This is a genomic window from Facklamia sp. HMSC062C11 (assembly GCF_001810675.1).
Classification (GTDB): Bacteria; Bacillota; Bacilli; order Lactobacillales; family Aerococcaceae; genus Facklamia; species Facklamia hominis.
In genome coordinates, this window is the sequence record NZ_KV802399.1 from 179,117 (window position 1) to 203,811 (window position 24,695).

Genomic DNA, 24,695 nt, shown 5'->3' on the forward strand with positions numbered 1-24,695 from the left:
AATGAATGTGACTTATGTTAAAGCCCTTGCAGATAATTATATTTGGTTATTAGTTGAAGGTGAAGAAGTGGTTGTGGTCGATCCAGGAGAGAGCCAACCGGTCTTGGATTATCTTCAGGCCCATTCCTTAGAACTAAAGGCGATCTGGTTGACCCATAATCATGCGGACCATACCGATGGGGTTCAAGCCATTAAAGCTAACTATCCATCTTGTCCCGTCTATGGCCCTCAAGAAGTGGCAGACTGGGCGAACTATGTTCTTAAGGATCAGGATCAATTTGACTTATGGCAGGTCCCTGTGACCGTCCACCAGACACCAGGGCATACGCCGGGCCACCTCTCTTTTTTAGTGGCGGATTGCCTATTTTGTGGGGACGCCTTATTTTCGGCAGGCTGTGGTCGGGTCTTTACTAAAGACTATCAGGCAGCCTATGAGTCCATGCAGTATTTTCGTTCCTTGGATGATGCGGTTAAGGTATATGCTGGGCATGAATACACTCAGACTAATTTGCGCTTTGCCTTGAGTTTGGATCCACATTCAAGCGTCTTGCAAGCGGCTTTGGAAGCCTGTAATTCACGCTTAAAGGTTGGTAAGGCTAGTTTGCCTACGACAATCGGCCAAGAACGCCTGATCAATCCCTTCTTGATGGCTAAGAGCCTGACTGAATTTAGAAGGTTCCGTGATCTGAGGGATGACTTTTCTTAAGATTTGATTTAGCCTGTGAACTTAGGAATTTATTCTAAAGGGCTCTTGCTTTGAAGAAAAACCACTTAGCATCTTCGTTAAGTTATTATTGTTTATAAGAAAGCATTGATTTAAAAATATAAAACCCAATCCCACAGCTGTCGGATTGGGTTTTATTTTTATCACCTGTGCCAAGGCGCTAGCTTATCTATAAATTTAACGATCAAAATAAACTCTAATTTAATCGATGGGGTTAGCTTTATTCACAGAGATAGCGTAGTTATATAGCTTCTCAATGGTAGAAAACTTTGCATTATCAATAGTGGATTTTCCGTTCATGAGGTCATTTACGGTCATATAGGGTATGCCACCCTCTTTAGCAATACGATAAGCAGATAGATCGGAGTGAAGTAATTTTTCAACATCTTTTCTCATTCTATTACCCCAAAATAAAATAGATTATATTTAAAATGAGTAATATGGAAAGAGTGATTGTCCAAGCAATGCTTTTCTTGGTCTCTTTTTTCATGTGATTTCCTCCTGAATTTGATTTAAATTTAAGATAAAGGGAAGAACAGTCTTCCTCTAAATGCTATCTGGATGGATGTTTTTAAGCTTGTGAGCAGCCAGACAAGTTTTTAGTACTGCATATATTAATTTTCTTGACAGTCTATTAACTTATTTTGGTTCTATTGATAGATATGCTTTGGTATCTAATTATCTATATCGTAACGGTACACCGATATAAAATCAATCCCTTTTATCTGTTTTAATAACCAGTAGAAGGCCATTGCCTCCTATTCAAAGGGGTGTTTTTGAATGTTCATGGAGGCCTGTGAGAGTAGCCGAGGAAAACAAGAGAATTTCCGAACATTTAAATAAATGTGTTTAAGTTAATTCGATAAAAGGTCGTCTTCAAAGGATTGCTCTTTTATAATAGGATCTATCAAGTTAAGGAGGAATTCTATGAACGCCATCGCACAGTATTTCAAATTTGAGGACAATCAGACGACCCTGGGACGGGAGATCCAAGCAGGAGTTACAACTTTCTTGGCTATGTCCTATATTATCTTTGTTAACCCGGCTATGCTATCACAAACAGGTATGCCGGCCCAAGGTGTCTTTTTGGCAACGATCTTCGCTTCCGCCATCTCGACGGCCTTTATCGGACTCTATGCCAATGTTCCGTACGCTTTAGCACCGGGGATGGGCTTGAATGCCTTCTTTACTTATACGGTTGTCTTTGCCTTAGGTTTTAGCTGGCAAGAAGCCTTATCCATGGTCTTTATTTGTGGTTTGTTAAATGTGTTGATCACGATCACTAAGATCCGTAAACTATTGATCACCTCGATCCCTTCTTTTTTACAGCATGCGATTTCGGCTGGGATTGGGATTTTTATCGGTTATCTAGGGATTAAGAATGCGGGACTCTTACAATTCACCTCGGATGCCAGCAATATTCTATCCATTAATGGGGGCGATCCAGCAGCAAGCTTGACGGAACCTGTGACCAGTGTTGTCACCTCAGGGGGTATCTTACCGGCGCTTGTGAATTTCAATAATATTCCGGTATTTGTCGCTTTAGCCGGCCTAGTGGTGACCATCGTCCTTATGTTGCGCAAGTCTAATGGAGCCATCTTGATTGGGATCATCTTCACCACTATTCTAGCCTTTGTGACAGGAATGGTAGACTTCTCGCATTTGAACTTCTCATCCAATAGTCTGTCGGATTCTTTCCAACAATTGGGTCAAACTTTTGGGGTTATCTTCACTTCAGCGGGTATCCCATCCTTATTCTCGGATCTTTCTAAATTACCAGTGGTCTTGATGACTATCTTTGCCTTTTCTTTATCGGATGTCTTTGACACGGTAGGGACCTTTATTGGAACTGGTCGCCGTTCTGGTATCTTCTCAGAAGAAGACGAACGAGCCCTTGAATCGAGTTCTGGCTTTAATTCCAAAATGGACCGTGCCTTATTTGGAGACTCTGTCGGTACGATTTTTGGGGCTATTTTAGGAACTTCCAATACCACAACCTTCGTGGAATCATCAGCTGGAATTGGGGCTGGAGGACGGACCGGCTTTACCTCGGTCGTGACGGCCATCTGCTTTGTTTTAGCCGCCTTCTTATCGCCAGTGATTAGTTTAGTTCCGGCACAAGCGACAGCGCCTGCTTTAATTATTGTCGGAATTTTGATGGTGTCATCCTTGAGTGATATCGACTGGGCTAATTTTGAAATGGCTGTGCCAGCCTTCTTTGCTTCTGTCTTCATGGGCTTGTCTTATTCCATCTCGAATGGGATTGCCGCTGGTTTTATCTTCTATGGGATTGTTAAGATATTTACTGGGAAAGCCAAGGAAATCCACCCTATTCTATGGGTGTCCATGTTGCTCTTCATTCTGAATTATTTAGTGATGGCCTTCCTATAATCGGAAATCTATAAAGAAGCTGGCTCATGCGAGCTAGCTTCTTTTTTTGTGGGCAAACTTTCTTGCAATACCGACTGCTTTTCTCTATACTTTGAAAGTTAAGCAAAATAAGGAGGTAGGTCAATGAATAATATGACGGAAGGACCTATTATCAAAAAAACGGTCCTATTTTCTTTGCCACTCATTATCGGCAATCTTTTTCAATTATTTTATAATATGGTCGATACGTTTATCGTCGGACGAACTCTAGGGCTGGAGGCGCTAGCTGGTGTCGGGGTGTCAGGATCTTTGACCTTTTTTATTTTAGGTTTTGCTCAAGGTTTTACTTCAGGAACGGCAATTCCTTTAGCACAAGCTTTTGGAGCGGGAGATTATCGCAAGGTCAAGCGGTCAGTTGCGATTAATATCATGCTGGCTTGTGCCGTGACCGGGGTCTTGACTATAGCCTCGACTTATTTCTTAGGGGATATCTTGCGATTGATTCGAACTCCAGAAGAAATATTTAACTATGCCTATGATTATATTTTTATTATTTTTGCCGGAATGATCGTGACGATTCTATTCAATATGTTGTCCAATATATTAAGAGCCATTGGGGATAGTCGGACACCCGTGGTGGCTTTGATTGTGACGACAGTGGTGAATATTATTTTGGATTATGTTTTAATTATTTATTTTAAGATGGGTGTTAAGGGGGCGGCTTATGCGACGGTGATCGCTCAGGCTGTTGCCATTATGATCTGTTTGTATGTGATTTATAAGGGAATCTATGTCTTGCAAGTGGAGAAGCAAGATTTTAAGTTAGTTGGAGATGAGCTAGCACTTCACTGTAAACTCGGCTTTCCCATGGGCTTCCAGATGTCGATTATAGCGATCGGTTCGGTCTCTGTTTCTATGGCCTTAAATACACTTGGACCCAATGCAGTCGCAGGTTATTCTGCTGCCATTAAAATTGATCTTTTAGTCGAACAGATTATGGCTTCGCTTGGACTAGCAGCGGCAACCTTTGTTGCCCAGAACTTTGGTGCTAAAAAATATGACCGCCTTTTAACAGGGGTTAAGAAGTTAGTTAGCTTAAATATTCTGATTTCCTGGGTAGCGGGTCTGATTGTCTTTTTTGTAGGTGGGCAACTGACGGCCATCTTTGGGGATCAAGCAGTGTCGAATACTCTCTATGAGTACGGAAGCACCTTCTTTCATATTATGGGGCCTAGCTTCTGGCTTTTAGCCATCTTATTTGTCTTACGGTATAGTTTACAGGGAATGAACGATTCGCTCTTTCCAACTTTGGCAGGTATTGGCGAATTGGTCATGCGGGTCTTAGCCGCTTTCTTCCTGACACCTCGGATGGGCTTTGCCGGAGCAGTCTTGGCTAATCCCATGGCTTGGATTGGATCTGTTGCCTTCTTGATTCCTGCTTTTTTGATGCATCAGAAAAAGCTCAAAGCCATCATGAATGCCACCCAAAACCAAGCGTCTATGGTAGAATAAGAGTAAGTTATCTAGTAAAGGAGCCATACAATGAAATTAATTTCTTGGAATATTGACTCGTTAAATGCGGCCTTGACCAGTGAATCGAATCGAGCCTTGATGAGCCAGGCCGTTTTGCGTGATCTTGTTAATTTAAGCCCAGATGTTCTTGCGATTCAAGAGACCAAGCTCAGTGCCAAGGGTCCGACGAAGAAACATTTGGAGATCTTAAAGGAACAATTTCCAGAGTATCAATTGGCTTGGCGGTCATCCTGCGAGCCAGCACGAAAAGGCTATGCAGGAGTCATGTTCCTTTATAAAAAAGGAATCGATGCACAGGTTACTTACCCAGAGATCGGAGGGCCTGCACCCATGGACTGTGAAGGGCGAATCTTGACCTTGGAATTAGAGGACCTCTTCTTGACTAATGTCTATACGCCTAATGCGGGCAGTGAATTGAAGCGGCTAGCTGACCGTCAAATTTGGGATCAAAAATATGCGGATTATCTGGTTGAATTGGACCAACAAAAACCAGTCATCGCCATGGGGGACTTTAATGTAGCCCATGAAGAAATCGACCTAGCCAACCCGGCAAGTAATCATTTCTCAGCCGGCTTTACCGATGAAGAACGGCAAGGCTTCTCGCGCTTACTGGAGCGAGGCTTTACCGATAGTTTCCGTCATCTTCATGGACCGGTAGAAGGCCAATACACTTGGTGGGCGCAACGGGTGAAGACGTCGAAGATTAATAATTCAGGCTGGCGGATTGACTACTTTATTGTTTCTGATCGTTTGCGCGACCATATTAAAAACTCTGCCATGATTGATTCAGGCGCTCGTCAGGACCATACACCGATCCTATTGGAAATGACATTTTAATTAAGGTATAATGAGAATATGTAATAGAAAGAATCGATAGAAAGTAGGATCACGATGAAAAAGTTCATTATAGATGATGGAATCTTTGACTTATTTCCGGATGCTGAATTTAATATTTTGGTGTTAAGGGGTATCGATAATACGGACCGTAATCATCAACAACGGCAAGATTTACTGGATCAGGGGACTCAAAGAGCGAAACAATTCCTAACTGAGGAGACCTTCCGTTTGAACCCGGTAGTGGCCCAGTGGAGGGAAGCCTTCAGTCAATTCAAGACCAAAAAAGGGGCTCGTTGCACCATTGAAGCCATGCTTAAGCGGGTTAATGCTGACAAGACCTTCTCACCCATCAGTCCTTTGGTGGATATCTATAATGCCATCGCATTAGCTTATGGGATTCCCGGAGGTGGTGAAGATATTGACCACTTAGCTGGAGACCTGCATTTGGGCTTGGCTAAGGGTGGCGAAGAATTCTTGCCTTTAGGGGCTGAAGAATCCGACCCTGCATTAGAAGGGGAAGTGATCTATTACGATCAACAAGGAGCGGTTTGTCGGAATTTTAACTGGCGAGAAGCTCAACGAACCATGTTGACAGAAGCAACGAAAAATGCACTTCTTTGTTATGAAACGATCAACCAAGAACAAGCAGCTCGCTGTCAAGAGGCTATGACTGAACTCAAGCCATTATTGGAAGACTTCTTTGGCATTGACGTAATACTGCACCGCTTAAATCGTGACCAAAGAGAAGCTCTATTAGAAGAATAAATACTTAGAAAAGTCCTTTGTAAAAAGGGCTTTTTTGTATGTTTAGATGTTACAGCTTCACTAGAATGATGGATTAAAAGTTCTTTCAAATAGGATAGAGTCAGTTAGAATGCTTGTAAATAAGTAAATGAAGCGAATTCATTAATTTTTTTTGATAATTTATTTTTCTGGAATAAAAAAGTGGCTAATCAAAGTATCATCAAGATTGATGAAATTGTTGTTATTCATAATCGGAGTTAGTCGAAGGTAGAGAAAACGTTTTATTCAAGGATCTGTTTGATAATAAAATAATTATTATAAATTAATGAAATAGTTTGATTTTTGAGGTATACTAACTTTAGACAGTTGGTCTAATTTTGTTTTAATTAAAATGCGATATATTAAAATAGTTCTTAATAATAAATGGTGAGGAGTGGGTAAGATGTTGGGGAAGAATAATAAGCGCTTATATCAAGAGCAATCTTCAGATCGAATTGTGAGATATGCTATTAAGCGGTTAACAGTTGGGGTGGGGTCAGTTATTGTGGCAACAAGCCTATTAATGGCTGGTAATGTTGCTTCAGTAAACGCACAAGAAATAAATACGGATACGACAGACGTTGTAGAGGCAGAATCAATAACCTCAGAATCAAATGTGGAGCTTGAAACTGAAGATAAAGTAGCGGAAGAGTCTCCGGAAACTCAAGACCTGTTGGAAGTCAGTGAGGAAAATATACCGGAGGCTCAAGCTGCAGATCAAACTTCAGAGAATATCGTTAATCTGAACTTAAGAAAAAGTTATGAAACAGAAAAAGACCGTGTTTCATTTGAAAATAAAAAATCATTTGATGTTAGAATGGACTATCAAATCAAGGAATCGAAAATGTTTGAGGTCCAATTAGATGAAGTCGATCCAGACGATGAACCGGAAGATATTAAAGATAAACGATACACTAAATTGCGTAATTTTATAGAGTATGATCAAGATGCTATAGACTTTCTACAATCTGACGATTCACGTAAATATGAATTTAATAGAAAGATGCAATATCTTAATTATGAAAATCCTTATCGCACCAACTACTACAATCGACGTACGTATCAAGTTGTAATGCAACGACAAGGTGGAGATGATATTCCTACTTTTAAATTAAAAGATTCTTTTGGTAAAGAACGAGAAATTGATTTAAACCAAAAAGATGAGACAGGAGCCTATCTGCCTTTCAAATTTACTTTGGGTTATTTAGATAATGCGACCGTTATTCAAGATGGGTTAAAATCAGCGGCACGAAATGGAGATTTGACTCAAGAGATTCAAGGGGATAAAGGCAAATTATCTCAAGGTTTAGGTAAGTTCGATGACTCGGTGATCAATCTTTTTGAAGACAAAAAGGATTGGACACAAGTATCTAATCAAACGATACCACGGGTATTGACTTGGAATATTTCATTTAAGAAATGGGCGCAAGAAGAGGGGACCTTTGATGTTAAAACAAGGTATTTGCTCCAAAGCTTAGAAGATCCAACTCAGTATGTACACGATGAATCAAAAGATGAGGATCGTTTTGTCCAAAAAAGTGATCGTAAACTTGTTGGGAGTGAGATTCCAGGCTTTAGCTATCATGCTGAAACGCCGCAAGAACAAATCGTTGACGAAAATAAAGGTGTTGTGGAGTATAAGCTAGATCGCAATACTTATCAACTGAATTTCCATGGGCCGGTGGTTTCTTCTCATATATCAGAAGAACGTTCAGAAGCTTTAAATAACGAGACGAAATCAATCAACCTAAAATATGGTGAAACGATTGACGGTGCTAAATTGCTGAGCGATTTGCGTGTTCAAGGAAAGGCATTGGAGACGGGAAAAACACGTGTTAAAGTTCCAAATGATGAAAATCCATATCGGGAGTATTTATTTGATGGTCTTTACTTGGATCCGGAGTACATTCAACGAATTGCTCCAGATGACAAGAACCCACGCCTTACTTCCAAAGTTACAATGGGTGTAGGAGATATGACACTGTATCTTAAATGGACGGAGTTAGATTTAAGAGGCTCTAAGGTTGATACATTTGTTAATCATTTTGAGATCGAGAATACACCAGATGAAAATCTACCAAAAGGGATTACTATAGTAGATCAAGCAGGAAAAGATGGCGAAACGATAAGGTATTACAAATATATTTATGAGGATGGTCAAAATACCGGAAAACTTCAACTTATCAAAGAAGAAATAAAAGATTCGGAAAAAAGAAAAGTTCGCTATGGGGTTAGTAGTTTAGTTGAAGAAGTACTTGAAAAGGGAGCCACTGAAGAATATGAGTTAACCGAAGAAAACTTAAAAGAGATGCTTCGTGACCCTAAAGTGCTAGAAGAAGATCCGAATTTCTTAAAACGATTAACTGAAATCCAAGTGGTTGAAGATCCCTCACTACCAGAAGGCGAAGAAAAAATTGTCGAAGCGATAGCAGGCAAGCGCCAACGTATTAAGATTCAACCTCAATTGATCTTACCTTCCGGTGAGCGAGAAAACTATGGTGATCCTATTTGGGTTTATCGAGTGATTCAAGCACCTACTCCAAAAACTAAATATATTGGAACAGGTGTTGTTGGTAAGCAAGTGACGGAGACCGTCAAAGAGCTTATCCCTTTTGAAACGGAAGTTGTTGAGAAAAAAGATCAACCTTATGGATGGTCAAAGGTTACTCAAGAAGGTAAAAACGGTCATATATTAACGGTTAAAACTCAGCCGACTTTAAATGGTCAGCCTGACGGAACACCAACCATTGAAGAAAAAACGATTGCTTCCGTAAAGCAAATTATTGAAGTGGGAACGGGCTCGCATGATCCTGGTGAAGTTAAGGAAAAGGATATAGTTAAAGAGACTGAAGTCGATAGCAAAGCGCCAGAAGATAAATCGGCTGCTTTTAAAGAATCTTATTATCTTGTTCAAGTCTATCAACAGAAAGAAGACTTTTATAAATTTACAGGATTAGATCAATATGAAATCCTTAACCATAAAGTCTATCAGCGTCAACAGGAAAATGGTCAGTTAGAATCTTTAGCATCCGCAATCGAACGTGAAAAGAAATCAGACCCCTTCCTTAAATTTAATCCTTTATTATTTAAACAAAATGATGGATTAACTAAGACGATGATGGGAGCAGATAACGAACTGCCAGTTCATCAATATTACCTAGATCGCGTTTGGTACAATCTCGTTTTGGGAAGTAACAAAAGCTATTTATATGGCGGAACAAAGTTAGAACTTAAAAATGTGCCAGTTAGAGATTCAGAAGGAAATGTTACCCTTCAAGAGAACTATACCTTGGATCTAACCCATCAAAATGGCGAAAAATATGTAAACTTGCCTGTTTATTATGGTGAAGATTTGAGTTTCCTCATGAATGCGATTTTTGAATACGAAAAAGCGCATCCTGATGAAAAGCTAATCTATGAAACGTTAGGTGGCGGTATCTCAGAGGGTGTTCGTCAACTGAACATGACTACTGAAGACTATGAAAAACTATTACAAGATATTAAAGATACGAAAGCAAAAATTGATGAACAATATAATACCGTTCACAAGCCTTTTGAAGAAGAATTAAAGGCGGCTTACCAAGCTTTTGAACAAGAAATGGCTCAACAAGCTGGTAAATTGACTCAAGAGGAAATTAATCAGCGATTCAAGACTTTTAATGAAGAACAAAGCGCTAAAAGATATGCCCATTTTCTGAAATATAAAGATCAAGACTTTGAGCTTCAAGAAGGATTACGTCGATTAGAAGCAAAAAAAGCAGCCGCATTTAAGACATTGGATACTGCTGGACGCTTTGAGCCGTTTTATAAATTTAGTCAACGTCATGCGGAGCTGATTTACAATAAACCAGGTGGTTATAATGACGGTGAAGCTCGTCCGGATATGAAGACAAGCTTCCCGAAAGGTTATCCAGGTAATGGTGAAAACTTCCCAGAAGATATTGAAAAATTAGACCGCCGTGTCCTGTTAACGATTAATCGTGCGGAGCGTGGCGCTAAAGATGGGATTGATGGAGGCGGTATTGGCGTATGGAATTGGACCTACGGAGGACTTCATGGCAAGTTGAATGTCAAATATCGTTTTGAGAGTTTAGAAGATGCTCAAAAATTCTATCGTTCAAAGGATTATTTAGATCAGTCCTATTATGCCTGGTATGCAATGAATCAATTTACTGGACGGGAGATTGAAGGATTTAGTCATACGACGGATCTAGGTGATAAGGGCGTCGTACTTGAGAAAGACGGAAAAGTTCTGTTAAAAAACAAGGGAATTCATACGGACAAACGCGAAGGGGTCACACCGGCCTATCGTCGTATCGATAATATTGACTTCTATACGCAACGTTATGATGAAGCAAGTAATTCTAAGTTCGATATTAATTTAGCGGATATTTATATTGGTGGCGAACTTCCTAAAGAAAGTCAAAACGCACAGTTGCCTTATGGAATAACTTCTAAAGAATTTTACGAGAACTTCCAGAGAAAATATGCCAATAACTGGTCTTTGAATCCTGAAAAAGAACGGACAATCATCTATAAGATGACCCGCAATCAACATCAGGTAAAAGTCTATGGTGCTTTACGTAAAGTTCCAGTTTTTGCTCAAACAAAATACAATATTGATTATATGACGCCAAGCAATACCCCAACCCTTAAATATGGACAAATCTTAAATGGTGAGTCGATATACGGTGAGAATCAGTATTGGGTCGAAGGGGATACACGAACTGAAATTGTCAAGGATTCATCAGGAAAAGAAATCCAACGTAGCTATGTCTTCCGTGGGCTTTATACAGATCCACGCTATACAGAGGATAGTAAAGTAGCATATGGCGCACTGACAATGCCTGACCGAAATCTAGCACTTTATGAGAAATGGGAACGAGTGGAATCAGATCCTAATGAAGTATTTACTAAAGAATGGATCAATACAATCATACGAGAGAATAAAGACCTTCCAGATGGATACATGAAAGTGGTTCAAGAAGGACGTGAAGGGATAAATCGACATCAACTGATTCGTTCTTATATAAATGGTGAAGCTCAAGAGAAGGTAGAACGTAAAGATTCTCCTTGGGTGGATGCGGTGGATGAAATTATTGAGATTGGTGTTCGTCGTTTAGTTCTAAAATACGATACAAATACTGACGATGAATCAGTCACAGCACCAGTAGATAATAAGGCCTATGCTTATGAAGAAAAAGCACAGGTTAAAGGTCCGTTAATTCGCGAAGGGTATAAGTTCCTAGGATGGAGCTTGAAACAAAATGATCGTGAAAATCTATATCAGACTGATGACTTGCTTAAGATGGAAGGGAATCAAGAGCTGTTTGAGTCTAAACAAGCTGATATGATTCTTTACGCTCAGTGGGCACAAACCTTTAAATTGACTTACATTGGTAATGCGACTGGAGTAACTAATGTTCCAACTGATACAACTAATTATGAGTTGGATCAAGAAGCCACAATTCAGTCAGGTTCCGGTATGACGCGTGAAGGTCACTACTTCACAGGATGGAAAGATGAAGACGGTAAGGACTATGCGGTAGATTCTAAGTTACCAATGAAAGAGGATCTGACGCTTTACGCTCAATGGGCTGAGTACCTACATTTGAAATACGATGGTAATGACGCAAACGCTCAAAATGCGCCAAGTGATGATACTGATTATAAGCTGAATGATAAAGCGACGATTAAATCGGATGCGGGCATGACCCTCAAAGGTCACTACTTCACAGGTTGGAACACTGAAAAAGATGGTAGTGGTCAGGCATATGAGATTAATTCATCGACAACGATGACGAAGAATCTAACGCTTTACGCTCAATGGAGTAAGTACCTCCATCTTACTTACTATGGTAATGCGCCAGAGGCTCAAAACGTACCAAGTGATAGCGCTGATTATAAGGTGAACGAAGAAGCCACAATTAAATCGGATGCAGGAATGACACGTGAAGGATACTACTTCACAGGTTGGAACACCCAAGCCGATGGTCAGGGTCAAAGTTATGCGATCGACTCTAAGCTACCGATGACGAAAGATTTAACGCTCTACGCTCAATGGAGTCAGTATCTACATCTTACTTATGATGGTAATGGTGATGGCGTAACCAGCGTACCGAGTGATGAGGCTAATTATGAGTTGAATCAAGAAGCCACGATTAAATCAGACTCCGGTATGACACGTGAAGGCTACTACTTCACAGGTTGGAATACTCAAGCGGATGGTAAGGGTGATAGATATACGGTCGGCTCCCAGTTACCAATGACGGATAATCTAACGCTTTACGCTCAATGGAGTGAGTATCTACATCTTACTTATGTTGGTAATGGTGACAATGTAACCAACGTACCAAGTGACAGCACCGATTATAAGGTGAATGACGAAGCTACGATTAAGTCAGATTCCGGTATGACACGTGAGGGTTACTACTTCACAGGTTGGAATACTCAAGCAGATGGTCAGGGTGATAGCTACACGGTCGGTTCCCAGTTACCAATGACGAAGGATCTAACACTTTACGCCCAATGGAGTAAGTACCTACATCTTACTTATGATGGTAATGCGCTTGGAGTGACTAATGTTCCACAAGATAATCAAGTATATAAAAATGGTGATAAAGCAACAGTTGCTCAAGCTCCTTCACATTCTGCTTATCGTTTTATGGGTTGGAATACTCAAAAAGATGGTAACGGTAAATATTACATACCAAGTGATCAGTTAGAGATGACTCAAAATAGGACTCTTTATGCTCAGTGGGCGAGCGTAGGAGAACCACCGATTGAGTATGTTCCGGAATTGATTCATAAGGACAATGAAATTCCATTCAAAGAGATTATCCGAGAAAATCCAAACCTACCTGTAGGCACTAGAAAGATTGTTCAGGAAGGTAAAAAAGGATTCCAACGCGAATTCTTTAAAGTGACTTATGATCAAAAAGGCAAAGAAATTAACCGTGAAAAGCTCGATTATTCTGCCGATGATTATTCTGAAATTGATCAAATTATTGAGATTGGTGTTCGTCCTTTAGTTCTAAAATACGATACAAACACAGATGATACATCCGTCACAGCACCAACTGATGAAAATAAATATGCTTATCACGATGAAGCGAAAGTTCAAGGTCCTTTAGATCGCAAAGGCTATCAATTCTTAGGATGGAGCTTAGAACAAAAGAATCCTACAAAATTATATCAGGACGATGACTTGCTTGAGATGGAAGGAAATCAAGAGCTGTTTGAGTCTAAACAAGCTGATATGATTCTTTATGCTCAGTGGGCAACTATGGGAGAACCACCGATTGAGTATGTTCAAGAATTGATTCATGAAGACAATGAAATTCCATTCAAAGAGATTATCCGAGAAAATCCAGACCTACCGGCAGGAACAAGAAGGATTATTCAAGTAGGTAAAAATGGGCTACATCGCGAATTCTTTGTGGTGACTAAAGATCAAAAAGGAAAAGTGATTAAATCTGAAAAGCTAAATTATTCTGCCGATGATTACCCTGCTATTGATCAAATCGTTGAGATTGGAACGGGAATAACACCAGAGCCAGACCAACCGACTCCGGAACCAGAACCGGAAAAACCAAAACCTAATCCAGAACCGGAAAAACCGACTCCTAATCCAGAGCCAGACCAACCGACTCCAGAACCAGAGCCGGACCAACCGTGTCCTAATCCAGAGCCGGATCAACCAACTCCTGAGCCAGAACCAGAACAACCAAAACCTAATCCAGAGCCGGAAAAACCAACTCCTAATCCAGAGCCAGACCAACCAATGCCAGAACCAGAAAAGACACCAGAGTCAAGGCCACAACCATTGCCTAATAATGGTTCTCAAGTGGATCAAGGTTCAGTATTGCCTCAAACGGGTGAAGAAGATTCAACCTTGTTGCTTAGCCTTGCGGCTTCGTCAATTTTAGCGGGTATCGGTTTGATCAATGTTCGAAAAAAAGAACGGGATTAATGGGTTACAAGAAACGATCGTTTAGGAACTTATAAACTTAGTAAAGATACACATACAGTTGTATCAAATAAAGAGGATGGCTCTATAGAAGGGACCAAGCACATTGCTTGGTCCTTTTTTAGCTTGTTAAGTTGGTAACTGAGATAAAGGAAAATGTCCAAAAATTTAAATGAAGCGTTAATAAATAGGTCGGTAAAGTAAGACTGACCATGATAAAATAAGATACGAGTTGAGGAAAGATTAGCACTACAACTCAAGAGAAGCAGCGTCATTTTATATAAGAAAAAACGACGATTCGAAACAAACATATCATTCACTACTCCTATAAATTTAAATCCTACCATTTTTTTAAATTAAGTGAATGATCCTAAAACCTTGGATACCCCCAATATCTAAGGTTTTTTATGTTGTTAACTTGGATAATAGATTCTTTGGGTAATGAGATGGAAATAAGCTAAGTTCAATGATTATTATGAAGCTATTATTGGTAATCAATGGAAGCATTTTTTTGAATTTGATTAATTTCAAGGTAGTAAAATAATCGGTGTCCACTTTTCGAAATATCATTCAATAAATAGGACGGTGAATCCTAAGATTTTATGTTATAATGCAATCGTGAGTTAGAAGCACATTTCGAAATTTTGGCTACTAACTCGCTTTCACACTTGAGACAAAGACGTCTCAGCAGCTTGTTCACTTTCTGATTGGGTCATAGAGGCCAAGAAAGTGGACACAAATTTAGTGATTCCTCATTCACAATCTCCTATAAATTTAATTTTTCCTACCATATTAAATTATTGTGAATGACGGTGCCTAGCCCTCAACTTTGGTCAAGTTGAGGGCTTTTTTATATGCCGATGATTAACAAGCCTTGTTTCATTAGAAGGCTATCCTCTATAATAGGAGTATTGATCGAAGGAAATTAGATAGAAAAGGATGCGACCTATGTTAATTATTAATCAACAACACTTACAAGAAATAATGGATGAACTATTAGCCAAGGATAGTGTGTCGAAGGAAGACTTGCAGCGATATTTTAATCGACTTGTCCAAGAATTAGACCCTAAAGGGCAGGACCTGCTACATTACATTGATGCCTTAACCTTAGAGGTTCATCGCGATTCTATCGCTTTATTAGAGGATCTATTGGCGCTTGACTTGCCAGATCAGCGTACGGTCTTAGAAGGGTTATTAGCTAAGGGCTATTTGCGGCATTTTCAGGCTAAGTATTGCCCACAAGGTCCCTTGGTCTTTCAAGGGCAGACTCTGATGGCTTATGATGAACAACAGATGATTAAGGAACGGATCTTTGTAGAGACGGGCTATTCAACGACGGGCTTGGATCAAGCTGATTTGGTGGAGATCTATGTCGAACGGCCAAGAGAATATCAAGTGGGGGGCAAACAAGCACCGGCTCTTTATATTGCGAATCCGTATTTAATGGGAACGAACGAAGAGGCATTTAAGGCTGATAACTTACATGGCATTGAGGAAGAAGATCAAGCACCTGTTAAAGACATGGTACTTAAAGATTGGTCCAAAAAGGTTGGACCAAGATCTGATAAACCTATAACGGAATCCAGTCCCCTACAAGAAGTTCAAGAGCCTGCCATGAGTCAGATGAATCCAGCCATGAAACGCTACCTGGCTAAAGGTTATGCGGTGATTCATTATGCAGGACGCGGGGCTTATTATTCCCAGGGATTTAACCTAACTGGATCTGTAGAGGAATTGGATGCGGTGGATGCCACACTAAGATGGTTGGATGGTCAAGCAGCTGCCTACTATGATTTACAAGCGACCCAGCCTGTGGTGGCAGATTGGTTTAATGGATCGGTTGCTATGACTGGTAAGTCTTATTTAGGAACGTTAGCCATTGGAACAGCTACCTATAGCAGATCCAAGTGCTTGAAGACGATTTTACCGGAAGCGGGGATCTCTTCTTGGTATGATTATTACCGTTATAATAATTTAGTGGTAGCACCTCAAGGTTATCCTGGCGAGGATATCGATAGTCTATCCTGGTATTGTGAGTCCTTCTTGATGAACCCCACTAATTCGAGTTCAGACCGCCGAGAACGTTTTATGGAATTATTTGATCAAATGCGACACGATATGGACCGTGAGTCAGGACATTATAATGCTTTTTGGGATGAACGGAATTACCTGAATCAAGCAGATCAGATCCGGATCCCTATGTTAATTATTCATGGAACCAATGACTGGAATGTTAAGATTTCGCATCTATTCAAATTATTGAATGCTTCCAGCCAAAGTAAGTCTTGCCGCAATTTTCTGATTCATCGTGGTAAGCATATCTGTATTCATTCCATGACGAATTTTCCATTTTTGCCACTGATGGATGCCTGGTTAGATCACTATTTATTAGGATTGGGACAAGTACCCCTTAAGAATGGTCAAGGCTATGTGCAATCGAATTTAGATCCGAATGATTGGCAGTTGGTCGATTATGACCAACGTCAGACAGAGAGCTATTGTCTACAAGAGGGAGTTTTGGTTAAAGGGGAAGCTTCAGATGTGACTGGCAAGGAGCAACATACTTTTAAGACGGCCTTAGACTTTTCTTCGGCCAAGGATTGGCAGGAACAACTCCTTCAAACAGATTCTCCATTGGCGCTGCGTTTTGACAGTCCGGTACTTGAATCACCGCTTCATCTGCATGGGGACATGGTCTTGACCGTAAAAGCCAAGTCGGACCGGCCCAAAGGGGCTCTGTCTTGTATGCTAGTAGATTTAGGTAAGAGCCAGATAGTTGATGAACGGGTCTATTCGGTCACTGATAAGCAATTAGCGATTGGTCTAACCAGTCGCTTACCTCAAACCAGCTTTAGCTTAGAGCCTCAAGCTCAGGATGTCCATGTGATTACCCGTGGTTGGATGAATCTTGAGACGCCTGAAGATACTGCTAATGACCAAGGTTATGCCCACTATCAAATTGATATGATTGGTATGGACTATACGCTAGCGAAGGGACATCGCCTGGGCTTGGTGATTTTTGGCAATGATTATCTTTATACCTTACATCCAAAACAAAGTCAGACGTACGAGATCTATTTACCTTCCTTGAATTTGCAGCTTGATCTAATTAACGAATTTGAGTAGAGGAGTTAGATATGCAAGCTTTTTTGAAATTGTTGGATTTACAGTTGACCTTGTTAGTCTATATTTTGTTAGGTTTTTGGGTAGGGAAAAAACAGCTGATCTCAGACCAGGGACAAAAAAGTTTAATGAAATTACTGATCTATGTCTTTTTGCCTTTGATGGTTTTTAATTCCTTTAAGTCAGTGAATGCTAAGTTGCTAGCCTTGAGCTTTCAGGCCATGCTGGCTGCTTGTGTCATTTATACGATAACGAGTGTGTTGGCTTATCGTTTGTATCGGTCCTTTCCTGCGCAAAAAGGGCGAGTGATGGGCTATGGCACCTTAGTGAATAATGCGGGCTTTGCGGGTCTACCGATTGCGGAGGCCATATATGGGTCAGCAGGTGCTGTGATGGCCTCGGTCTATCTAGCTCCGCACCGACTCTTTATGTGGACAGTGGGCTTAGCCATCTTAGAAGGAAAGCCAGTCTCTCACTTTGATAAGAAGACTTTATGGCGGTTGTTGACCAATCCGTCGATAGTCGCTGTTTTTCTAGGCCTATTAAGGGGTCTATTAGAACTTAGTCTACCTAGCTTTGTGGACCGTGCTCTGGGCGGCATTTCTGGCTTAGTAGCACCACTAGCAATGATTATGATCGGTTGCATTATCTCGCAAGTGAATTTAGCCACGCTTTTTGAAAAGCCAGTCCTATATTATTGCTTCATTCGATTGATTGCGATTCCTTTTATTGTGATGTTCACAATGAAAGGCTTGGGGCTTGATCCTCAGTTGACCGGTGTGGTGACCATCTTGACTGGAATGCCGATTGGTACCCCTACGACAGTGCTAGCGGCTCAGTATCAGTTGGATGTAGCCTTTGCCGCCAAGCTAACTTTTTTATCGATCGTCTTGTCGATTTTTACAGTTCCTTTGGTATTGGCCTTTATATAGATTAGCAAAGAGCTTGTGGTTCATCACCACAAGCTCTTTTTGTACTTGACAGGGCGCGATTTTTAGGTATTATATAGTTATTATAACTAGATAAAGGAGGTGGCTTGGATGGACAAAGTAGGAAAGATCCGTCATTTTTCTTGTCCTTTATGGGAAGCCATTCCGGACCAAGGGCTCTTTAATCAAGAGGTGGTGGCCTATATTCAGTCGGTACTAGAACCGATACGGATTGAGGAACCGATTATAACTTCGACCATGATTCAGAATTATTCCAAATGGCACTTGATTCCTAAACTAAGGGGCCGCAAATACCGACGAGACCAACTGGCGGTATTGCTTATCTTAAGTATTTATAAGCAGGTCCTTCGGATGGATCAAGTCAAGCAAGGAATGGACTTGCAGCTGAATAAGATGGCGATCCAATCCGCTTATAATGTCTTTGCCAGATCCTTGAATAGTGCCATTCAAGATTGTTTTAAGCAGGTTGGTAATCCAGCTGGCCTTTCGATCGAGGCTATGGCTTTTTCAAAGAATACTGAAGGGGTGGAGCTAGTCTCGCGAGCCTATGCTTTCAAATTACTAGCCACGCTGATTATTAACAGTGGGGGCTATCAAGAGTTAGGAGAAAATCATGACTAAAATTGCGATTATTGCGGATACTTCACAGGACTTTACCTTTGAACTGGGGAAAAAATATGACATTGAAGTGATCCCTTATCAGGTTCAATTAGACGATCAACATTATTTAGATCAAGTGGATTTAGATTCTAGAACTTTCTATCAACGCATTGGCCAGTGCGACCGTTTATCGACAGGGACGCCGTCCTTGCAGTGGGTGATCGATCGCTTGAAGCAGTTGGAGGAGGCGGGTTATGAGCAGGCAATTGCTTTAACCTCTTCAGCCAAGCTAACCGGCATGAGCCAGTTATATGGTGTGGTGCAAGGGGACTTTGATAAGTTGAAGCTGACTCTATTCGATACGCAATCGATTGCCTCGGGGGCTGGATTATTGACGCTCTATGCAGCTAAGTTGCGTGATCAAGGTAAGTCTGTTCTTGAAATTATGCAAGCCTTAGATCAAGCTAGCCAGCAATTGAAGATTTATGCGGTCTTTCGAACCTTGAAGTATTTAATTAAAGGGGGGCGGTTCAATAAGTATGTCGGAATGATTGGTAGCTTCTTGAATATTCATCCCTTGCTAACTGTTAAGGAGGGAGAAGTCTCCATGATTAGTCGTACGCGTGGACGTAACAAGTCCTTTAAGGCTTTGGTCCAACAGATTCAAAATGTGGCGGCCAATCATGAAAATTATTATTTAACAATATTTGGAGCTAACAACCCAAGGGAAGTGGCTCAATTGAAGACTGCTTTACAGAAAGAGATAGGCCAGGCGGAACTTTACCTGGAGACCGAATTGACACCAGTATTGGGGGTTCATTCGGGTCCTGAAGCGGTGGGAGTGGCGATACTTCCTTTAGATTAATGATGATGTTAAGAAGACGGTACCTTGAGGGTGCGGTCTTTTTTGCTGCGTTTTTGTTTAAAAACGCTTATAAGTCATGGATTTTTCGATGTAAGTGTGGTAGCTTGATCTTATAGGATCGAGTAATGGAGGTGGATTCAGATGGAAGAAGTGACTGAAGAATGGGTTTCGACCTTGTTAAAAGAACGGCCCAAAACAGCCTACAAGAATCAATTTGGCCATAATTTGTTGATTGCAGGTAATCAAGCAATGGCTGGGGCGGCACTGATTGCTAGCCGTGCTTGTGTCTATGTAGGATCGGGTTTAACCAGTTTGTTGACTCATCCAGCGAATGTGTCCATCATCCATCAAGCCCTTCCGGAAGCCATGATTGATAGTTGGAAAGCTGTTAACACCCATGAAGACTTATTACAAAAGACGCAACATTGGTTGATTGGTCCAGGCATGGGACAAGATACCGAGAGTCGGTCATTATTTATCCATTTGATGGAGCAGGCAAGAGCGGATCAGGTACTTATTTTGGATGCGGATGGTCTGAATCTCTGGTGCCAAAATCCACAGGTAACGACTAAAGCACAATTAATCTTAACGCCCCATTTCGGTGAATGGCAACGTTTGAAGCGAGCCTTTGACATTCAAGACCCAAGAACTTGGGCTAAGGAATTTGGGATTCATTTAGTACTTAAGGGGGCACCCACGGTCATGATCGACCGTCAAGGAAAGGCCTATCAAAATATTGCAGGGAATCCTGGAATGGCTATTGGAGGTATGGGGGATTGCTTAGCTGGGATGATGCTTGGTTTTTTGGGTCAAGTTTCAGATCCTTTTGAAGCGGTTGTGCTTTCTTGTTATCTTCATACCGCAGTGGCTAATAGTCTCTATCAAGACCAGTATATTGTTTTGCCTTCTCGCTTGATTGACCAAGTTCCCCATGCGATGAAACGTCTATTTTCTAAGAAGGAGGCTGCCTCGTGACCGATTGCCAAGAACTCGGACCCAGTCATTATTTGACTTTGACTGAACAAGAAGATGATAAGCTGTGGTTAGCTGAAATCGTTGATGAAGATCCGACTTTTCGACTGAAACGTCTATTTTTGCCGGCTTATGAGAAGGGCAAGTATTTGCTCTATGATGGCGTCTATCAGATTCATGGGGTCTGTGCTGGAATTACTCCCTTTAATAAGGAGTATTGTCTGATTCATCAAGGGAAGATGCAACGCTATCTAGCGATGTCGCAAGTACTTAGCTTACTACCGGCGATCAAGGATTTTGAGGGTCAACGTCTTCAACGGATTAAATATCAAATCCGTCAAATTTTGGCTGAAATCGGACAAACTGCGGACCACCCTTTGATTCAGGAAAACTTGGACTATCAAAGTCAAATGGTGGATGATATGGATACTTCTGAAGCCGCAAACGCTTGTTTGACACAACTCATTAAAGAAAAAGATCGAATGATTACTTACTATACCCAATTATTAGAAAGAGAAGGTAAAATATGATGAAAACACAAATACGTCCTGCTACTTATGATGATTTAGCAGCAATTATTGAAATTGAATCTTGTAATTTTCCAGAAGGCGTAGCAACAAAGCCTGAATCTTATGAGGATAAGTTAAAAAACCAACCAGATCATTACTTGGTGATGGAAAACCAAGGACAAGTGGTTGGCTTTATTGAAGGTTTTGCGAATGCTGGTAAGTGGGTTGAAGATTATATGTTTGAAGGGTCTGACCAGTTTGATCCAGAGGGCGAATGGGAGAAGCTGTTAACCTTAGCTATCTTGCCAGATTATCAAAGTAAGGGCTACGGTAAGCAATTGATGAAGGCCATGATTCAAGTTGTTAAGGATCGCCAACAACGGGGGCTATCATTGACTTGCCTAGAACATTTGGTGCCTTACTATGAACGCTTAGGTTTTAGTCTAGGCCAATTATCTGGGTCTAAATTAGGTGGTCTTGACTGGTACGATATGTATATTGAATTTGACTAATTAGGACTGTGATTTTGAGTCGTTGGCTGAACCCTAGAGACTCAAGAAGAGGATCATGGTAATTGGCGACAGTAAATCCTAGACCTGTGTTTTGGAATATCAATCCATAAAAAGAAGCTCTTCCACCGTAGTTAGTGGAAGAGCTTTATTTTATTGGGTTTATTTTACATAGACACTTAATAATTCATCAATGAAAGTGAATTTATTCTTAAGCACTTGAATATCTTCATCAGATAGGGCTTGGTCTGTCTCAAAGATTGAGATGGCTGGGCCATGAATTTTCACTCGTTCATGGGCCATGTAGGAAATATTAATGTCATGCTCAACTAAGAAGTTAGCGATGCTACCGATGGTTCCTTTTTGGTCCGTATGACGTACGATAATGGTAGGGCGTTCGCCAGAGAAGTGGATATTGTATTCATCTAATTTTTGGATTTCAATTTTTCCACCACCAATGGACGAACCAATGATGGTCACATGGCGGTTGGCACCGAATAAGTGAACCCGGGCGGTATTGGGATGATAATTACCCAGATTCCGCTCCAAGAAGTTTACTTTAAGATGACGTTCTTCAGCAATTTCACGTGCACGGGCAATTTCTTTATCACTGGTCTTAAAGCCTAGAACACCAGCAATCAAAGCCAAGTCGGTTCCATGACCACGATAGGTTTTGGCAAAGGAGTCCATCAAGGTGAAGACGACTTCTTCTGGTTCCTCGCCTAAAAGTTGACGAGCCACATTACCGATACGAACAGCACCGGCAGTATGGGAAGAAGAAGGACCGATCATCACTGGGCCGATAATTTCGAAACCAGATTGATACTTGGCGGTGACACCATCGTCAACCACTTTCTCACCGGTACCGGATAATTCGACTTCGACATCCTTAACTAACTCATCACTATTACCAAAGACTTGGTCTTTAATCCGTCGTCCGGTCGGTGTTCCAGCAACCCCTCCGATACCTGTTTCTCTTAAGGATTCGGGTAGTTCATTGCCAATGGAGTCCATAGCATCAATGACTTCGTCGGTTGGAATAATGGAGACCACACCGGCCATTGCCATATCTGCAGCCGCCATTGCTGTGAGTGCATGAAGACCATTCCGAGTGATGCATGGGATTTCAACCAGACCTGCTACCGGGTCACATACCAACCCTAGGGAGTTCTTTAAAGCAAGTCCAACGGCATGGCCGACTTGTTCAGGACGTCCGCCTTTTAGTTCAACTAAAGAACCAGCTGCCATGGCTGTCGCAGACCCGATTTCTGCCTGGCAACCGCCTTGAGCGCCCGAGATTGATGCCCGGTTGGCAATGACTAAGCCCAATGCAGAAGCGGTAAACATAACTTGAACAAGCTGGTCGACTTCGTAGTTACCGGTATCATACATATGGACGAGAACGGCAGGTAAGATGCCGGCAGAACCAGCAGTAGGGGTAGCTACAATACGCCCCATTGAGGCATTCACTTCATTCACTGCCATCGCATTGGCAACGACTCGAAGCGTGAAAGGATCGATCAGGGAATCTTTTTGTTGACTATATTGAAAGACCCGGTAACCATCGCCTCCAGCGATTCCAGTTTTTGACATGGTCAATTGTTCGGTTCCCTTACGAACGGCATCCACCATTACATGGAATTGGTCACGCATTTGGTCCATCATCTCTTCGCGGGTGATCCCTTGAAGTTCGATTTCATTATCAATCATCACCTCTGATATTGTTTTATTCTCTTCATTGGCGAGATCTATAAGCCCTTTGATACTTGTAAAAGACATTTTCCCACTTCCTTTCGTTTTTCCTCTTAAAATTATTGATTACACGGCTTTAACTTTAATGCTTTACCCACATAAAATCAAGAAAAGATCCTTAAAAAAATCGTTTCCCTTTTAAGTCAGCAAGTGGGTTTAATTTTCGACCGGCTTGCTTGATCGACCGACCAAGAATTTGGATAATTTGTAGGCTGCCGTCCTTGATAATTACGCCCAAGAGTTTGCTAGCTTCTAAGCTGGCAGACCGTTTTTCCTGCTGAGGATTAAGGGCGTTAAGGCTTGACAGGTGGTCGATCGTAATAATACCTACCCTCAAAGTCAAAAGAGCATTGATAGCACCTTGGAATAGGGAGTTGACCACCAGGTTGGTCATGGAGACGGAGCCAGGGATCATGGAGATCAGACTGCTACCAAAGAGCGAGGCAATGAGGGGTTCCAATTGAGCTTCAATCAAATCTAAATCTTCTAAACTTCGGGTCATTAAGACCGTCAAAAAGACATTCTTATAGATATGGATGATTTTTTTAAGGCTGGGTCGAGTGTCATAGGTCTTGATCAGTCGCCATACTAATTGAATAAGAACATATAGGACTGTGAACGCATCTAGAGTGCCATTTTGCGAGATAGCAGTGGTTAAAAAAACGGTTTGAGCTTGCTTTTTAATGTCTTCCATACTGGCATTCTTAAGGACTTGATTGGCTTGGTCGATCTTTTCAATCTGGTTATCGAGCGTCAAATCCTGCCAGCTAAAATTCATTTGTTGGAGTCGGGGGTTTTGTTGCAGTTTTTTGATGGAGGATTGAATAAAGGCCTCTCTTTCTTCCAAGCTAGCCTGGGGGTCTAAGATCAAAGCCTTAGGCAGGGCCATAATTTCTTTGACCATCCATAATATGAAAACAATAAAGACCAAGAGACAAGCAATTAAAACAAGCAATGCTAATAAGGGATGAATCAAGTATAGGTTACGATATAACAAGGAAAACTGATTAAAGACAAAGATCAGGGCCATCAGACTAATGAGGCCGGTTATAATTTTTAAGAGGGGTATTTTCAAAGTCTAGTTACTCCTTTTTATTGAATTTATGGTAATTTACCAAAAAATTTAAGAAATCGAAAGCGACTAAAGTCGGATTTTACTAATTTAGGAGAGGCTGTGACATAAGTCCACCAAAAAACCG

Annotated in this window: 16 protein-coding genes; 13 read left to right on the forward strand and 3 right to left on the reverse strand. The window is 41.1% G+C overall.

Translation table 11 applies throughout. From position 1 onward, the window contains the following. The first annotated feature begins 1 nt into the window (after position 1). Positions 2–706, forward strand: coding sequence for a hydroxyacylglutathione hydrolase (gloB, locus tag HMPREF2758_RS05325; protein WP_070609510.1), 705 nt, complete (start codon positions 2–4; stop codon positions 704–706). Positions 707–925: 219 nt separating this feature from the next. Here gloB and HMPREF2758_RS05330 read toward each other — a convergent pair whose 3' ends face one another. Beyond that, positions 926–1,120, reverse strand: a complete 195-nt coding sequence (locus HMPREF2758_RS05330; RefSeq protein WP_070609511.1) for a helix-turn-helix domain-containing protein — start codon at positions 1,118–1,120, stop codon at positions 926–928. A gap of 531 nt (positions 1,121–1,651) precedes the next feature. Between HMPREF2758_RS05330 and HMPREF2758_RS05335 the strand changes: the two genes are divergently transcribed. The 12 genes from HMPREF2758_RS05335 to HMPREF2758_RS05390 all read left to right on the forward strand — a co-directional run bounded on the left by HMPREF2758_RS05335 (position 1,652) and on the right by HMPREF2758_RS05390 (position 21,747). Continuing rightward, positions 1,652–3,115, forward strand: a complete 1,464-nt coding sequence (locus tag HMPREF2758_RS05335; protein ID WP_070609512.1) for an NCS2 family permease — start codon at positions 1,652–1,654, stop codon at positions 3,113–3,115. 123 nt (positions 3,116–3,238) lie between these two features. Further along, the gene (locus HMPREF2758_RS05340) at positions 3,239–4,606 is read left to right on the forward strand and encodes an MATE family efflux transporter (protein WP_070609513.1); all 1,368 of its coding nucleotides are present in this window, start codon (positions 3,239–3,241) and stop codon (positions 4,604–4,606) included. Positions 4,607–4,636: 30 nt separating this feature from the next. After that, on the forward strand, positions 4,637–5,464 hold the full coding sequence (locus HMPREF2758_RS05345) for an exodeoxyribonuclease III (RefSeq protein ID WP_070609514.1): 828 nt from the start codon (positions 4,637–4,639) through the stop codon (positions 5,462–5,464). 54 nt (positions 5,465–5,518) lie between these two features. Next, complete coding sequence (locus HMPREF2758_RS05350) at positions 5,519–6,229, forward strand: B3/B4 domain-containing protein (RefSeq protein WP_070609515.1); 711 nt, start codon at positions 5,519–5,521, stop codon at positions 6,227–6,229. Between the two features lie 421 nt (positions 6,230–6,650). After that, positions 6,651–14,219, forward strand: coding sequence for an InlB B-repeat-containing protein (locus HMPREF2758_RS05355; RefSeq protein ID WP_148128884.1), 7,569 nt, complete (start codon positions 6,651–6,653; stop codon positions 14,217–14,219). 945 nt (positions 14,220–15,164) lie between these two features. Next, the gene (locus HMPREF2758_RS05360) at positions 15,165–17,342 is read left to right on the forward strand and encodes a CocE/NonD family hydrolase (protein WP_070609516.1); all 2,178 of its coding nucleotides are present in this window, start codon (positions 15,165–15,167) and stop codon (positions 17,340–17,342) included. Positions 17,343–17,353: 11 nt separating this feature from the next. Beyond that, positions 17,354–18,271: an AEC family transporter gene (locus tag HMPREF2758_RS05365; protein WP_070609517.1), complete on the forward strand. Its 918-nt coding sequence runs from the start codon at positions 17,354–17,356 to the stop codon at positions 18,269–18,271. A 108-nt stretch (positions 18,272–18,379) separates the two neighbouring features. Then, complete coding sequence (locus HMPREF2758_RS05370; RefSeq protein ID WP_070609518.1) at positions 18,380–18,910, forward strand: DUF1836 domain-containing protein; 531 nt, start codon at positions 18,380–18,382, stop codon at positions 18,908–18,910. Next, complete coding sequence (locus tag HMPREF2758_RS05375; protein ID WP_070609519.1) at positions 18,903–19,754, forward strand: DegV family protein; 852 nt, start codon at positions 18,903–18,905, stop codon at positions 19,752–19,754. The genes HMPREF2758_RS05370 and HMPREF2758_RS05375 overlap by 8 nt, the downstream gene beginning before the upstream one ends. Before the next feature lie 141 nt (positions 19,755–19,895). Further along, on the forward strand, positions 19,896–20,729 hold the full coding sequence (locus HMPREF2758_RS05380) for an NAD(P)H-hydrate dehydratase (protein ID WP_070609520.1): 834 nt from the start codon (positions 19,896–19,898) through the stop codon (positions 20,727–20,729). Continuing rightward, positions 20,726–21,256 (forward strand): hypothetical protein, encoded by a 531-nt coding sequence (locus HMPREF2758_RS05385; protein WP_070609521.1) that lies wholly within the window; start codon positions 20,726–20,728, stop codon positions 21,254–21,256. The genes HMPREF2758_RS05380 and HMPREF2758_RS05385 overlap by 4 nt, the downstream gene beginning before the upstream one ends. Beyond that, positions 21,253–21,747, forward strand: coding sequence for a GNAT family N-acetyltransferase (locus tag HMPREF2758_RS05390; protein ID WP_070609522.1), 495 nt, complete (start codon positions 21,253–21,255; stop codon positions 21,745–21,747). Before HMPREF2758_RS05385 ends, HMPREF2758_RS05390 begins: the two co-directional genes overlap by 4 nt. Before the next feature lie 159 nt (positions 21,748–21,906). Here the strand turns inward: HMPREF2758_RS05390 and sdaAA are convergent, their stop codons facing one another. Both sdaAA and HMPREF2758_RS05400 read right to left on the reverse strand, forming a co-directional pair. Beyond that, positions 21,907–23,523, reverse strand: a complete 1,617-nt coding sequence (gene sdaAA, locus HMPREF2758_RS05395; RefSeq protein ID WP_070609523.1) for an L-serine ammonia-lyase, iron-sulfur-dependent, subunit alpha — start codon at positions 23,521–23,523, stop codon at positions 21,907–21,909. Between the two features lie 91 nt (positions 23,524–23,614). Next, positions 23,615–24,571 (reverse strand): DUF697 domain-containing protein, encoded by a 957-nt coding sequence (locus tag HMPREF2758_RS05400; protein WP_070609524.1) that lies wholly within the window; start codon positions 24,569–24,571, stop codon positions 23,615–23,617. Positions 24,572–24,695 lie beyond the last annotated feature (124 nt).

Coding starts and splice junctions, on each gene's coding strand:
- HMPREF2758_RS05335 (WP_070609512.1), top strand. CDS start 1,652: ATGAACGCCATCGCACAGTATTTCAAATTTGAGGACAATCAGACGACC.
- HMPREF2758_RS05365 (WP_070609517.1), top strand. CDS start 17,354: ATGCAAGCTTTTTTGAAATTGTTGGATTTACAGTTGACCTTGTTAGTC.
- HMPREF2758_RS05345 (WP_070609514.1), top strand. CDS start 4,637: ATGAAATTAATTTCTTGGAATATTGACTCGTTAAATGCGGCCTTGACC.
- gloB (WP_070609510.1), top strand. CDS start 2: ATGAATGTGACTTATGTTAAAGCCCTTGCAGATAATTATATTTGGTTA.
- HMPREF2758_RS05380 (WP_070609520.1), top strand. CDS start 19,896: ATGGAAGAAGTGACTGAAGAATGGGTTTCGACCTTGTTAAAAGAACGG.
- HMPREF2758_RS05390 (WP_070609522.1), top strand. CDS start 21,253: ATGATGAAAACACAAATACGTCCTGCTACTTATGATGATTTAGCAGCA.
- sdaAA (WP_070609523.1), bottom strand. CDS start 23,523: ATGTCTTTTACAAGTATCAAAGGGCTTATAGATCTCGCCAATGAAGAG.
- HMPREF2758_RS05330 (WP_070609511.1), bottom strand. CDS start 1,120: ATGAGAAAAGATGTTGAAAAATTACTTCACTCCGATCTATCTGCTTAT.
- HMPREF2758_RS05340 (WP_070609513.1), top strand. CDS start 3,239: ATGAATAATATGACGGAAGGACCTATTATCAAAAAAACGGTCCTATTT.
- HMPREF2758_RS05370 (WP_070609518.1), top strand. CDS start 18,380: ATGGACAAAGTAGGAAAGATCCGTCATTTTTCTTGTCCTTTATGGGAA.
- HMPREF2758_RS05355 (WP_148128884.1), top strand. CDS start 6,651: ATGTTGGGGAAGAATAATAAGCGCTTATATCAAGAGCAATCTTCAGAT.
- HMPREF2758_RS05360 (WP_070609516.1), top strand. CDS start 15,165: ATGTTAATTATTAATCAACAACACTTACAAGAAATAATGGATGAACTA.
- HMPREF2758_RS05350 (WP_070609515.1), top strand. CDS start 5,519: ATGAAAAAGTTCATTATAGATGATGGAATCTTTGACTTATTTCCGGAT.
- HMPREF2758_RS05375 (WP_070609519.1), top strand. CDS start 18,903: ATGACTAAAATTGCGATTATTGCGGATACTTCACAGGACTTTACCTTT.